Source organism: Streptococcus pseudopneumoniae (assembly GCF_001072665.1).
Classification (GTDB): Bacteria; Bacillota; Bacilli; order Lactobacillales; family Streptococcaceae; genus Streptococcus; species Streptococcus pseudopneumoniae_S.
In genome coordinates, this window is record NZ_JVJI01000132.1 from 18,185 (window position 1) to 31,703 (window position 13,519).

Sequence of the window (13,519 nt, forward strand, 5' to 3'; positions counted from 1 at the left end):
ATGAGACGACAAACTGCAAATCAAACATTCACACGTTTGGCCAAAGATTTAGCAAGTCATCCCTTCCTTCTTTTTCTAGCCTTTCTAGGAACTATTGCCCAGGTTGGTTTATCGATTTACCTACCAATCTTAATCGGACAGGTCATCGACCAAGTCCTAGTGACGGGCTCTTCACCAGTTTTTTGGCAGATTTTTCTCCAAATGATCTTGGTGGTCATAGGAAATACCCTTGTACAGTGGGTCAATCCTCTTCTCTATAATCGCCTAATCTTCTCTTATACCAGAGACTTGCGAGAGCGAATCATACATAAGCTTCATCGGTTACCGATTGCTTTTGCAGATCGTCAAGGCAGTGGAGAGATGGTCAGTCGGGTAACCACAGACATAGAACAGTTGGCAGCTGGTTTGACCATGATTTTTAACCAATTCTTCATTGGTGTCTTAATGATTTTGGTTAGTATTCTAGCCATGCTCCAAATTCATCTCCTCATGACCCTCTTGGTCTTGCTGTTGACGCCACTGTCTATGGTGATTTCACGCTTTATTGCCAAACGCTCCTATCATCTATTCCAGAAGCAAACAGAGACCAGAGGAATTCAGACTCAGTTGATTGAAGAGTCGCTTAGTCAGCAGACCATTATCCAGTCCTTCAATGCTCAAACAGAGTTTATCCAAAGACTGTACGAGGCTAATAACAACTACGCAGGCTATTCTCAGTCAGCCATCTTTTATTCATCAACGGTCAATCCTTCGACTCGCTTTGTCAATGCGCTTATTTACGCTCTTCTTGCTGGAGTAGGAGCTTATCGTATCATGATGGGTTCAACCTTGACAATCGGGCGTTTAGTGACCTTTTTAAACTATGTTCAGCAGTATACCAAGCCCTTTAACGATATTTCTTCAGTTCTAGCTGAGTTGCAAAGTGCTCTGGCTTGTGCAGAGCGCGTCTATGCTATCTTAGAAAGTCCTGAGGTGGCTGAAACAGGCAAGGAAGTCTTAACCAGTGACCAAGTCAAAGGAGCTATTTCTTTTAAACATGTTTCTTTTGGCTACCATCCTGAAAAGATTTTGATTAAGGATTTATCTATTGATATTCCAGCTGGTAGCAAGGTGGCCATCGTTGGTCCGACAGGTGCTGGAAAGTCAACTCTTATCAATCTTCTCATGAGTTTTTACCCTATTAACTCAGGAGATATCTTGCTAGATGGTTGTTCCATTTACGACTATACCCGAGCATCATTGAGACAGCAGTTTGGCATGGTTCTACAAGAAACCTGGCTCAAGCAAGGAACCATTCATGACAATATTGCCTTTGGCAATCCTGATGCCAGTCGAGAACAAGTGATTGCTGCTGCAAAGGCAGCCAATGCGGACTTTTTCATCCAACAGTTGCCACAGGAATACGATACCAAGTTGGAAAATGCAGGAGAATCTCTCTCTGTTGGGCAAGCCCAGCTCTTGACCATCGCCCGAGTCTTTCTAGCTATCCCTAAGATTCTTATCTTAGACGAGGCGACTTCCTCCATCGATACGCGGACAGAAGTGCTGGTACAGGATGCATTTGCTAAACTCATGAAGGGGCGCACTAGCTTTATCATTGCCCACCGTTTGTCAACCATTCAGGATGCAGATTTGATTCTTGTCTTGGTAGATGGTGCCATTGTGGAGCATGGGAACCATCAGGACCTCATGGCTAGAAAGGGCAAGTATTATCAAATGCAGCAAGCTGCAGCTTTTAGCTCTGGATAATCCTTTCTATTTTGAAATCTTATGGACGAAAAAAGTTGCCTTAGGGTGACTTTTTTGTTACAATAGCTAGAAAAATTATTCACTGTAAATTGTCTTTTAGAAAAGGAGTCTAGAATGAAAGTCTATCAGCATGTAAATATCGTGACTTGTGACCAAGATTTCCATGTTTATTTGAATGGAATCTTAGCAGTTAAGGATTCTCAAATCGTCTATGTCGGTCAAGAGAAGCCAGAGATTTTAGAGCAAGCTGAGCAGATTATAGACTATCAGGGAGCCTGGATTATGCCGGGATTGGTCAATTGCCACACCCATTCTGCTATGACAGGTTTGCGAGGGATCCGAGATGACAGTAACCTCCATGAATGGCTCAATGATTATATCTGGCCTGCAGAAGCTGAGTTTACTCCAGACATGACTACCAAAGCGGTCAAAGAAGCTCTGACAGAAATGCTTCAGTCAGGAACAACAACCTTTAACGATATGTATAATCGCAATGGAGTGGAGATTGAGCAGATTTATCAGGCAGTCAAGGCTTCCAAGATGCGTTGTTATTTCTCACCGACCCTCTTTTCTTCAGAGGCAGAAACGACTGCTGAGACTATTACTAGAACTCGAGCTATCATCGAGACAATCATAGGATATGAAAATCCAAATTTCAAGGTAATGGTAGCCCCACATTCTCCATACAGCTGTAGTAAAGATTTGCTGGAAAAGAGCTTGGAAATGGCAAAAGAGCTGAATATTCCCATCCATATCCATGTGGCGGAAACCAAGGAAGAATCAGGAATTATCTTGAAACGCTACGGAAAACGCCCCCTAGCCTTTCTAGAAGAACTAGGTTACTTAGATCATCCGTCTGTCTTTGCTCATGGGGTCGAATTAAATGAGCGAGAAATTGAACGCCTGGCAACTTCTCAAGTGGCTATCGCCCATAATCCTATCAGTAACCTCAAATTGGCCTCAGGGATTGCTCCCATCATCCAACTGCAAAAAGCAGGGGTAGCAGTCGGTATTGCGACTGACTCGGTTGCTTCCAATAACAATCTAGATATGTTTGAGGAAGGACGGACAGCAGCTCTTCTTCAGAAGATGAAAAGTGGAGATGCCAGACAATTTCCTATCGAAACAGCTCTCAAGGCACTGACAATCGAAGGGGCCAAGGTCCTTGGAATGGAAAATGAAATAGGAAGTCTGGAAGTTGGCAAGCAAGCAGATTTTCTCGTTATTCAACCGCAAGGAAAAATTCATCTCCAACCTCAGGAAAATATGCTCTCTCATCTGGTTTATGCAGTCAAATCTAGTGATGTAGATGATGTTTATATTGCTGGAGAACAGGTCGTTAAGCAAGGTCAAGTCCTGACAGTAGAACTTTAAAAGAAAAATCACGAAAAATTTTAAAAAAAGTTTGCAAAAATCTTGCATTCTTTTTTTAACTATGCTATACTTATATACGGTTTGAAAAAACTGCCTAAGACAGTAGGGGAGCTCGACTCATAAGGATCCTACCGAGGACAAAACGTATCATGTAAAAAGAAGCGTATTGTACTTTCGTGTCTAGGTTTGGGCGCGTTTTTCTTTTGGAAAAATTCCCAAGCAAAATAATTACGGAGGTGAACACACTAATGAGTGAAGCAATTATTGCTAAAAAAGCGGAACTAGTTGACGTAGTAGCTGAAAAAATGAAAGCTGCTGCATCTATCGTCGTTGTTGACGCTCGTGGTTTGACAGTTGAGCAAGATACAGTTCTTCGTCGTGAGCTTCGTGGAAGCGAAGTTGAGTATAAAGTCATTAAAAACTCAATCTTGCGTCGTGCAGCTGAAAAAGCTGGTCTTGAAGAACTTGCATCAGTATTTGTTGGACCATCTGCAGTAGCATTTTCTAACGAAGATGTTATCGCACCAGCGAAAATCTTGAACGACTTTTCTAAAAACGCTGAAGCACTTGAAATCAAAGGTGGTGCAATCGAAGGCGCTGTCGCATCTAAAGAAGAGATCATTGCTCTTGCAACTCTTCCAAACCGCGAAGGACTTCTTTCTATGCTCCTTTCTGTACTTCAAGCGCCAGTGCGCAACGTTGCTCTTGCAGTCAAAGCGGTTGCAGACAACAAAGAAGACGCAGCTTAATTTTAAGCTACGCAGCGTAGCCTAGCTACGAAAAAATCTATTATAAATTTAAAAACATATTTGGAGGAAATAACAATGGCATTGAACATTGAAAACATTATTGCTGAAATTAAAGAAGCTTCAATCCTTGAATTGAACGACCTTGTAAAAGCTATCGAAGAAGAATTTGGTGTAACTGCAGCTGCTCCTGTAGCTGTTGCTGCAGCTGGTGCTGCTGACGCTGGTGCTGCTAAAGATTCATTCGACGTTGAATTGACATCTGCAGGCGACAAAAAAGTTGGCGTTATCAAAGTTGTACGTGAAATCACTGGTCTTGGTCTTAAAGAAGCTAAAGAACTTGTTGACGGTGCACCAGCACTTGTTAAAGAAGGCGTTGCAACTGCAGAAGCTGAAGAAATCAAAGCTAAATTGGAAGAAGCTGGAGCTTCAGTTACTCTTAAATAATAGAGTATCGCAAGAGATTGCGGAAGCCTAGTAAATCAAGATTTTAGAATTGCTTAGAGCAATTAAAAATCGGTGGAATAATATTATTCCCCACCAAAACCCCACCAAGATTAAATCTTGGTGGGGTTTTATCGTTTGTAAAATTCATGGTATAATATGTATAAATATCGCTAAGGGTACCCTTAGTCTATTGCTTACACAATAGACTAATACTATCAGCTCTTAGAGAAATCTGTTTAGGAGTCTATTTCATGGCAATAAAGGGAATTACATTAAAAGAGAGTATGAATCGTTCTGTTCAAGCAATTATGCCACTTGATGAAGAGAAAGATGTATTTGCAAAGAAACTAATCAGCTATTTAACGCATTTATATGATAAGGCAGACGAATCTGAGGAGTACCAAAAAAATCTTCTTAAAGTATTTTTGGAAGGAATTATGTCTCATAATTTCATTAATACTTCCAGTAGAATTGATTTAGCAATTTATAATGGTAAAGATGCCAATTCTTCTCTAGGTGTTCTTTTTGAATGTAAAAGTTTGTCTAATAAAGCAGAGATGATGACAACGGATAGAATCAATTCTAAAGCTTTTCAAGAAATAATTGCTTATTATTTATATGAACGACTTTTTGAAAAAAATCTTGAAGTTAAGAAGTGTATTATCACAAACGGTCTATCTTGGTTTATAGTAGAAGCTAAAGAGTTTGAAAAACACTTCTTTAAGAATAAAAAATTAGTTGATCTGGTAACTAAATTTAGGAATAATCAACTGTCCAGCAATAGAACTGATTTTCTCTACTCACAAGTAATTGCACCTGAAATTGACAAAGCGATTGAAAAAGGAATTGTAATTGCACACTTTGATCTTAGTCAAGCTCTAGTTAAGTCCAGTAAGTCTATTGAAATTAAGAAAAATAATCTAACTCAACTATATCGATTTTTTACAGCTGAAAATCTTCTCAATAAAGAAATTTTTACAGATTCTAACAAACTTAACAAAAATTTCTATGATGAATTACTTTATTTAATGGGGCTTGAAGAAACTAAATCAGGGACTTCAAAAATTATTTCTCGATTAAAACCAGCTAATCGACAACCTTATTCTTTTGTAGAGAATATTATCGAAAAGTTGGATACAAATGATGTTCCAAAAGATAAACAAGAAGAAATTGCTATTCAGTTGACAGTTGTATGGATAAACAGAATTCTTTTTTTGAAGCTATTAGAGTCTCAGCTTGTTCTGTTTAATAAGGATGAGTCATTTCGCTTCTTGACTTATGAAAAACTATCTAGCTTTGAGGAGGTTTACAATCTCTTTTTTGCAGTTTTAGCTAGAAAAGTCCCCGAACGAAACGAAAGAGTTCAAAAGAAATTTGGTTATATTCCTTATCTGAATTCATCACTTTTTGAAGAGACTGAATTGGAAGTTTCGCGTGATGGAATTGGTATTGATAGACTACCAGAGGGATGTATTGAAATCTTTTCAAAAACAGCCCTTAAAGGTGCAAATAAAAAACGTAAAAAGGGAAACATCAATTTTATTGAATACCTTTTTGAGTTTTTGGATGCTTATGATTTCTCAACTACTATTACTCATCATGAGAAATCAAAAAATGACCTTATTAATGCTTCAGTTCTTGGACTGATTTTTGAAAAAATCAATGGCTATCGTGACGGTTCTTTCTACACACCTGGAAACATCACCATGTATATGTCTCGTAAAGCTATAAGAACAGCAGCAGTCGATAAGATCAATAGCGCACTGGACTGGCAATGTGAAACAATTGAAGATATTAAGTTTAATATACGTAATGTTCAAATTGCTAAAAAGGTATCAGATGCGATTGATAGCTTGAAGGTATGTGACCCTGCTGTGGGGTCAGGACACTTTCTTGTCTCAATCTTGAATGAAATTATTGCTCTAAAAAGCGATTTAAATGTTCTTTTTGACACTGACGGTAATCACATTGGGAATTTAATTCAATGCTACGTCATCAATGATGAGTTAGTTATCCAAGATATGTCAGGAAATAACTTTGTTTATCAGACAGGTAATCAGCAATCTGAACAAGTTCAAAAAGCAATTTTCAGCCAGAAAAGGCATATTCTGGAAAATTCGCTCTTTGCAGTGGATATTAACCCAAGTTCGGTTAATATTTGCCGTTTGCGTCTCTGGATTGAACTCTTGAAGTCCTCTTATTATTATCAGGATACTGATACCGATCAACCTGTTTTAACGACCTTACCAAATATTGATATCAATATTAAAGTGGGGGATAGTCTTCTACATAAGTTTGATTTTGACTATGAATTTGATATGAGAAAAACAGATTTCAAGGACTATCTATCTCTAGTCAAAGACTATAAGGATACAAATAATAAACGGATTAAAGCTGAAATTTGGAAGAAAATAGAGAATCTTAAGCGTTCCTTTGATGATACAGCCTCAAGCCCTGAATTAAAGAAATTATCCCGTCTCTTATCCGAACGAAACAAGGCTGGTGCCATTAGCTTATTTGAGGAAGAAAATAAAAACTCTAAAGAAGTAACGGAATTAAATAAGCAACTTGCAAAAGCTGAAAAAGAATTGGAATACAGACTGAAAAATCCATTATTCGCTAAAGGTATGGAATGGCGAATGGAATTCCCTGAAATTTTGGGAGAAGATGGAGAATTTATCGGCTTTGATCTTGTAATTGGGAATCCGCCTTATATCTTTGCACGTAACCAATCTTTTACTGATGAAATGAAAGCCTACTACTCAAGGACTTATCAAGTAAGTGAGTACCAAGCCAATACCTATACTATTTTTATGGAATTGGCTTATCAACTCTTGCGTAAAGGTGGGACATTCTCCTATATTATTCCAAATAACTTTTTGACCATTCAGACCAATTCAAGGATTCGTCAGTTTATTACGGAGCAGACTAGTGATGTTGTGCTGATCAATTCTCTGGATAAGATTTTTGCGGATGCGAGTGTGGATAACTGTATCATTTTCTTCAAAAAGAATCTACCAAACTGGATTGAAGTGGTAGAATTGCATCATGGGGAGTATAACACTATTGGACGAGTTGAACCAGATTTCTTTGGGGAAATTCCGACATTTTCAATCTCTATGGTCAAGTATCGTCAGGCCATTGACATCTTCTGGAAAGTAAACAATTTTCCGATATTGGAACGTCCTGAAATTGCAACTGTAAAATCAGGAATTAAAGCTTACGAAACTGGAAAAGGTAACCCCAAGATGACTGCTCACGATAAGAATAAGCGCATTTATCATGCAAGAGAAAAGCTAGATGATTCTTACCGTCCCTATCTTGATGGCGAAAATGTATCACGTTATAAATTGACTTGGAATGGTGAATACATAAAATATGGTGCAAACTTAGCAGCACCTAGAGATAAAAAGTATTTTGAAACGCCCCGTATACTAGTGCGTCAGATTCCAAGTAAATCAACTTATGCAGTTGAAGCTGTTTATACTAATAGTGATTTTATCAATGATTTGAACTCAATGGTCATCACAGATATCCAGGTTAATCCTTTCTATCTTTTAGGTGTTTTGAACTCTCGTTTAATCTCGCTTTGGTTTTTTATGAAGTTTGATAAATTCCAACGTCGCTTATTCCCACAGTTCAAAGTTAATGAATTGGGAGATTTTCCAATTCCAGATGCTACTGACTCCCAGCAAGAAGAAGTAGCACAACTTGTTGAGCAACTGATAGAAGAGATGAAAAAAGATTCTCTTGAAACTAAAAAGATAACTCAGCTTAATCTGAAGATTGACGACTTGGTCATGGATTTGTTTGGCTTGACTGAAGAAGAAAAACAAACGGTTAGAGATTTTGAAGTGTAGAAAGTAGGTATAAATGGTAAAAAGTTTGCAAAGTCAATTCAGAGATATTGAGAGAAATATGGTCAGAGAAATGAACAAAATGGTAAAGAGGGCTAATAAGAAGATAAATCCTGTTATACTTCCAACACAAGTGGATTCCTCTATGTCAGCTCTCAATTTTAACGAATATCATCAGGATAATAGTACTCATGTTTCGGTTAATGGAGATTTGATAAACTCACAGATTGGTGGGCAAAATAATACATTAAACATTACCTATACTGATATGGAAATTGAGAAAATATTTGAGAATATCAAAGAGTACTCTAGGACATTAGATGAAGAAGAGAAGACAGAATTGGTGACAATTTTAAATGAAGTACAGGAAATCGGAAAAGTTGATAATCATCAAACTTTCTTTGAAAAGCATCCGATACTAGCAATGGCTCTCAGTGCTACTGTGAGTTGGGGAGTGGAGAATGGAATTGATAGATTAGTGAGTGTTATTTCAAATACATTTAAGTGAAAAGTTTTATTATTAAATTTGATTAAAAATTAAACAATTATCAAATTTTTTAATATGCGTTGGTTAAAGATACAAAAACTCCTCAATCAAAGCGATTGAGGAGTTTGGTAATTCTTAAACAATACCTTGGGCAATCATGGCATTTGCTACATTTTCAAAGGCAGCAATGTTAGCTCCTGCAAGGTAGTCTTTATCAAGACCATATGTTTCTGAAGTTGTTTTAGCTGTGTTGAAGATGTTTGTCATGATATCTTTGAGACGTCCATCAACTTCTTCACGAGTCCATGAAAGGCGAAGGCTATTTTGGCTCATTTCAAGGGCTGAAACGGCTACACCACCAGCGTTAGCAGCTTTTGCAGGTCCGTAGAAGATACCATTTTCTTTGTAAACTTTGATGGCATCAAGGTCGCTTGGCATGTTAGCACCTTCAGATACACAGATAACGCCTTGAGCAACCAAGCGTTTAGCTGCTTCACCGTTGATTTCATTTTGAGTAGCACATGGAAGAGCAATGTCATAGTTTCCAGCGTAAGTCCATACAGAACCTTCGTGGTAGCTTGCAGTTGCTTTTTCAGCAGCATACTCAGTCAAACGAGCACGACGTTTTTCTTTAACATCTACTAAAAGATCGAAGTTGATACCGTTTTCATCGATGACATAACCATTTGAGTCAGAAACAGAGATTACAGTTGCACCGAGTTCAGTCGCTTTTTGAAGAGCGTATTGAGCAACGTTACCAGAACCTGAAATGACCACTTTCTTACCAGCAAAGCTATTATCGTTTGCTTTAAGCATTTCTTCAGTGTAGTAAACCAAACCGTAACCAGTTGCTTCTGGACGAATCAAGCTACCACCAAATCCAAGAGGTTTACCAGTCAAGACACCAGCATCAAATTGGTTAAGGCGTTTGTACTGACCGTAAAGGTAACCAATCTCACGTCCACCTACACCAATATCACCAGCAGGTACGTCAAGTGATGGTCCGATGTGTTTTTGTAATTCAGTCATGAAGCTTTGGCAGAAGCGCATCACTTCAGCATCTGTTTTACCTTTAGGATCGAAGTCTGATCCACCTTTACCTCCACCGATAGGAAGTCCAGTCAAGACGTTTTTAAAGATTTGTTCAAATCCGAGGAATTTCAAGATCCCTTGGTTTACAGTTGGGTGGAAACGAAGTCCGCCTTTGTATGGTCCAACAGCTGAGTTGAATTGAACACGGTAACCACGGTTTACTTGAACTTTTCCATCACGGTCAACCCAAGGAACACGGAAAGAAATCACACGCTCTGGCTCAGTAATACGTGCCAAGATATTTTCTTCGATATACTCAGGGTGTTTTTCAAATACAGGTTCTAAAGTGTTGAAAAATTCTTCAACAGCTTGGAGGAACTCAGCCTCGTGCCCGTTACGAGCTTTTACAGTTTCAAACACGCTTTGGATATATTCTTTAGCAGATGTCATATCGTTCTCCTTAAATTCTAATTTAATTATGTGTGTCATTATAGCAGAATTTTTTTAAGCTGTAAAGAGAAAAACAAAAATTTTCTAAAAATTCTTTCAATTTAGTTTTTATGAGTTTTTGAAATTGGGATTCTTTGAGAATAGATAAAAAGCGAACTATAAACGTATAAATAACTTTCTCAAAAAGAAAAAACTTAAAGTATGGTATAATATTAGAAATAAATGGACTCTGGAGGATCAAAAATGGTATCAACAAAAACGCAAATTGCTGGTTTTGAATTTGATAATTGCTTGATGAATGCAGCAGGTGTGGCTTGTATGACGATAGCGGAGTTAGAAGAGGTTAAAAACTCAGCGGCAGGAACATTTGTCACTAAGACAGCGACCTTGGACTTCCGTCAGGGAAATCCTGAGCCACGCTATCAAGATATTCCACTTGGTTCTATCAACTCTATGGGCTTACCAAATAATGGCTTAGACTATTATTTGGACTATCTTTTGGATTTGCAGGAACAAGAGCCAAACCGAACTTTCTTCTTATCTCTAGTCGGCATGTCTCCAGAGGAAACCCATACTCTCTTGAAAAAAGTCCAAGAGAGTGATTTTCGTGGTCTGACTGAGCTAAACCTCTCCTGTCCAAATGTTCCAGGAAAACCTCAGATTGCCTATGATTTTGAGACAACAGACCGTATTTTGGCAGAAGTATTTGACTACTTTACAAAACCTTTAGGAATTAAACTGCCACCATATTTTGACATTGTTCACTTTGACCAAGCGGCAGCTATTTTCAACAAGTATCCGCTCAAGTTTGTCAACTGTGTTAACTCTATCGGAAACGGCCTTTATATAGAAGATGAGTCTGTCGTTATCCGTCCTAAAAATGGTTTCGGTGGCATTGGTGGAGAGTATATCAAACCGACTGCTCTTGCTAATGTTCACGCATTTTATCAACGCTTAAACCCTCAAATCCAAACCATCGGAACAGGTGGCGTGTTGACTGGTCGTGATGCCTTTGAACACATCCTCTGTGGTGCCAGTATGGTGCAGGTAGGAACCACCCTTCACAAAGAGGGAGTTGGTGCTTTTGATCGTATTACTAATGAACTGAAAGCAATCATGGCGGAAAAAGGGTACGAAAGCCTAGAAGATTTCCGCGGGAAATTGCGCTATATTGACTAATTAAATCGAAAAATCAGAAGAAAGGAGAGAAGATGCTAGCCATTGAAGAAAGTCAAAAACTGACTCTAGCAAATTTACCGAACCTGAGCCTTTTTACAGGGACAGACCAGGGTCAGTTTGAAGTTATGAAGAGTCAAGTATTGAAACAGATTGGCTATGATTCTGCAGACCTCAACTTTGCCTACTTTGATATGAAAGAAGTGGTCTACAAGGATGTGGAACTGGAGTTGGTCAGCCTTCCTTTCTTTGCAGATGAGAAAATCGTGATATTAGACCATTTTGTCGATATGACAACAGCCAAGAAACGCTTTTTAACAGATGATGAACTCAAGTCGTTTGAAGAATACCTTGATAACCCTTCGCCAACAACCAAGTTATTGATCTTTGCAGAAGGAAAGTTAGATAGTAAAAGACGGCTGGTTAAATTACTTAAGCGCGATGCCAAGGTTTTTGATGCAGTAGAAGCCAAGGAACAAGAACTCCGCCAGTATTTCCAAAAGTGGAGCCAGAAACAAGGTCTGCAGTTTGTGGGGCAATCCTTTGAAAATCTACTTATCAAATCTGGTTTTCAATTTAGCGAAATCCAGAAAAATCTCCTCTTTTTACAGTCCTATAAGGCAGATTCTGTTATCGAGGAAGAGGATATTGTCAATGCTATTCCCAAGACTTTGCAGGACAATATTTTTGATTTAACTCAGTTTGTTCTGACTAAAAGGATGGACCAGGCGCGTGACTTGGTAAGAGACTTGACCTTGCAAGGGGAAGATGAAATCAAGCTCATAGCTGTCATGCTGGGACAATTTCGGACTTTTACTCAGGTGAGAATTTTGGCGGAGTCTGGGCAAACAGAAGCGCAGATTGCAAGTAGTTTAGGTAGTTATCTTGGACGTAATCCTAATCCCTATCAAATCAAGTTTGCGTTGAGAGATTCAAGAGGACTTTCCTTGAGCTTTTTGAAGCAAGCTATTTCCTATTTGATTGAGACAGACTATCAGATTAAAACAGGTCTTTATGAAAAAGGTTTCCTTTTTGAAAAGGCACTCTTACAGATTGCTAGTCAGGTAAATTGATATTTTTTTGAAACTACAACCCGCGTCAATATTATTTTGTCGTGGGTTTCTTGCTGATTTGCTTATTTTATACTCAATGAAAATCAAAGAGTAAACTAGGAAACTAGCCGCAGGTTGCTCAAAGCACTGCTTTGAAGTTGTAAATAAGACTGACGAAGTCAGCTCAAAACATGTTTTTGAGGTTGCGGATGAAACTGACGAAGTCAGTAACTATACCTACGGCAAGGCGACGTTGACGCGGTTTGAAGAGATTTTCGAAGAGTATTATTAGAAAGTATTTCAGTGATTTCTTCATCTATAAGCAAAAAACTTGAAAAAAGTGAATGTTTGCGTTATCATTTTCATATAGAAAGAAAAAGAGGTATTACAGATGGCTATTATCTTACCAGATCTTCCATATGCATACGACGCTTTGGAACCATACATCGATGCGGAAACAATGCACTTGCACCATGACAAACACCATCAAACTTATGTCAACAATGCTAATGCAGCTCTTGAAAAACACCCTGAAATCGGTGAAGATCTTGAAGCCTTGCTTGCTGATGTAGAATCTATCCCAGCTGATATCCGTCAAGCACTTATCAACAACGGTGGTGGACACTTGAACCACGCTCTTTTCTGGGAATTGATGACTCCTGAGAAAACAGCTCCTTCAGCAGAACTTGCAGCAGCAATCGATGCAACATTTGGTTCATTTGAAGAATTCCAAGCAGCCTTCACTGCAGCAGCAACAACTCGTTTTGGTTCAGGATGGGCATGGTTGGTTGTCAACAAAGAAGGGAAGCTTGAAGTGACTTCAACAGCAAACCAAGACACACCAATCTCAGAAGGTAAAAAACCAATCTTGGGCTTGGACGTTTGGGAACATGCTTATTACGTGAAATACCGCAACGTGCGTCCTGACTACATCAAAGCTTTCTTCTCAGTGATCAACTGGAATAAAGTAGATGAATTGTACGCAGCTGCTAAATAATGATAGTTGGAGGGAAGAATTGTTCTTCTCTTTTTAAGGTTATATTATTCTGGTCTGACAAAATCGTCAGACTTTTTTCATTTTTATGAGAAACGTGCTAACTGCTAGAAATTATGGTAGAATAAAGTATTAAGTAATCGTGAAAAAAGGAT

Annotated in this window: 10 protein-coding genes and 1 other annotated feature; of the genes, 9 read left to right on the forward strand and 1 reads right to left on the reverse strand. The window is 38.5% G+C overall.

Going from position 1 to position 13,519, the window contains the following annotated elements:
• The 6 genes from ADH52_RS09740 to ADH52_RS09765 all read left to right on the forward strand — a co-directional run bounded on the left by ADH52_RS09740 (position 1) and on the right by ADH52_RS09765 (position 8,681).
• On the forward strand, positions 1–1,749 hold the full coding sequence (locus ADH52_RS09740; RefSeq protein WP_049511058.1) for an ABC transporter ATP-binding protein: 1,749 nt from the start codon (positions 1–3) through the stop codon (positions 1,747–1,749).
• 114 nt (positions 1,750–1,863) lie between these two features.
• Positions 1,864–3,123 carry a TRZ/ATZ family protein gene (locus ADH52_RS09745; protein ID WP_049511059.1) on the forward strand — a complete coding sequence of 420 codons (1,260 nt, stop codon included), beginning with the start codon at positions 1,864–1,866 and terminating at the stop codon, positions 3,121–3,123.
• Positions 3,124–3,198: 75 nt separating this feature from the next.
• Positions 3,199–3,334, forward strand: a sequence feature (ribosomal protein L10 leader region).
• Positions 3,335–3,371: 37 nt separating this feature from the next.
• Positions 3,372–3,872 carry a 50S ribosomal protein L10 gene (rplJ, locus tag ADH52_RS09750; RefSeq protein ID WP_049511060.1) on the forward strand — a complete coding sequence of 167 codons (501 nt, stop codon included), beginning with the start codon at positions 3,372–3,374 and terminating at the stop codon, positions 3,870–3,872.
• 75 nt (positions 3,873–3,947) lie between these two features.
• Positions 3,948–4,316 carry a 50S ribosomal protein L7/L12 gene (gene rplL / locus ADH52_RS09755; RefSeq protein WP_001196965.1) on the forward strand — a complete coding sequence of 123 codons (369 nt, stop codon included), beginning with the start codon at positions 3,948–3,950 and terminating at the stop codon, positions 4,314–4,316.
• A gap of 251 nt (positions 4,317–4,567) precedes the next feature.
• On the forward strand, positions 4,568–8,176 hold the full coding sequence (locus ADH52_RS09760; protein WP_049511061.1) for a DUF7149 domain-containing protein: 3,609 nt from the start codon (positions 4,568–4,570) through the stop codon (positions 8,174–8,176).
• Between the two features lie 13 nt (positions 8,177–8,189).
• A complete protein-coding gene (locus ADH52_RS09765) occupies positions 8,190–8,681 on the forward strand; it encodes a hypothetical protein (protein ID WP_049511062.1) in 492 nt (163 codons plus the stop codon).
• Between the two features lie 114 nt (positions 8,682–8,795).
• Here the strand turns inward: ADH52_RS09765 and gdhA are convergent, their stop codons facing one another.
• Positions 8,796–10,142 (reverse strand): NADP-specific glutamate dehydrogenase, encoded by a 1,347-nt coding sequence (gene gdhA, locus ADH52_RS09770; RefSeq protein WP_049511063.1) that lies wholly within the window; start codon positions 10,140–10,142, stop codon positions 8,796–8,798.
• Positions 10,143–10,385: 243 nt separating this feature from the next.
• Between gdhA and ADH52_RS09775 the strand changes: the two genes are divergently transcribed.
• The 3 genes from ADH52_RS09775 to sodA all read left to right on the forward strand — a co-directional run bounded on the left by ADH52_RS09775 (position 10,386) and on the right by sodA (position 13,367).
• Positions 10,386–11,321 (forward strand): dihydroorotate oxidase, encoded by a 936-nt coding sequence (locus tag ADH52_RS09775; protein WP_049511064.1) that lies wholly within the window; start codon positions 10,386–10,388, stop codon positions 11,319–11,321.
• A 32-nt stretch (positions 11,322–11,353) separates the two neighbouring features.
• Positions 11,354–12,391 (forward strand): DNA polymerase III subunit delta, encoded by a 1,038-nt coding sequence (gene holA, locus ADH52_RS09780; RefSeq protein WP_049511065.1) that lies wholly within the window; start codon positions 11,354–11,356, stop codon positions 12,389–12,391.
• 370 nt (positions 12,392–12,761) lie between these two features.
• The gene (gene sodA, locus ADH52_RS09785) at positions 12,762–13,367 is read left to right on the forward strand and encodes a superoxide dismutase SodA (protein ID WP_000974733.1); all 606 of its coding nucleotides are present in this window, start codon (positions 12,762–12,764) and stop codon (positions 13,365–13,367) included.
• Positions 13,368–13,519 lie beyond the last annotated feature (152 nt).

Coding starts and splice junctions, on each gene's coding strand:
- ADH52_RS09740 (WP_049511058.1), top strand. CDS start 1: ATGAGACGACAAACTGCAAATCAAACATTCACACGTTTGGCCAAAGAT.
- ADH52_RS09745 (WP_049511059.1), top strand. CDS start 1,864: ATGAAAGTCTATCAGCATGTAAATATCGTGACTTGTGACCAAGATTTC.
- rplJ (WP_049511060.1), top strand. CDS start 3,372: ATGAGTGAAGCAATTATTGCTAAAAAAGCGGAACTAGTTGACGTAGTA.
- rplL (WP_001196965.1), top strand. CDS start 3,948: ATGGCATTGAACATTGAAAACATTATTGCTGAAATTAAAGAAGCTTCA.
- ADH52_RS09760 (WP_049511061.1), top strand. CDS start 4,568: ATGGCAATAAAGGGAATTACATTAAAAGAGAGTATGAATCGTTCTGTT.
- ADH52_RS09765 (WP_049511062.1), top strand. CDS start 8,190: ATGGTAAAAAGTTTGCAAAGTCAATTCAGAGATATTGAGAGAAATATG.
- gdhA (WP_049511063.1), bottom strand. CDS start 10,142: ATGACATCTGCTAAAGAATATATCCAAAGCGTGTTTGAAACTGTAAAA.
- ADH52_RS09775 (WP_049511064.1), top strand. CDS start 10,386: ATGGTATCAACAAAAACGCAAATTGCTGGTTTTGAATTTGATAATTGC.
- holA (WP_049511065.1), top strand. CDS start 11,354: ATGCTAGCCATTGAAGAAAGTCAAAAACTGACTCTAGCAAATTTACCG.
- sodA (WP_000974733.1), top strand. CDS start 12,762: ATGGCTATTATCTTACCAGATCTTCCATATGCATACGACGCTTTGGAA.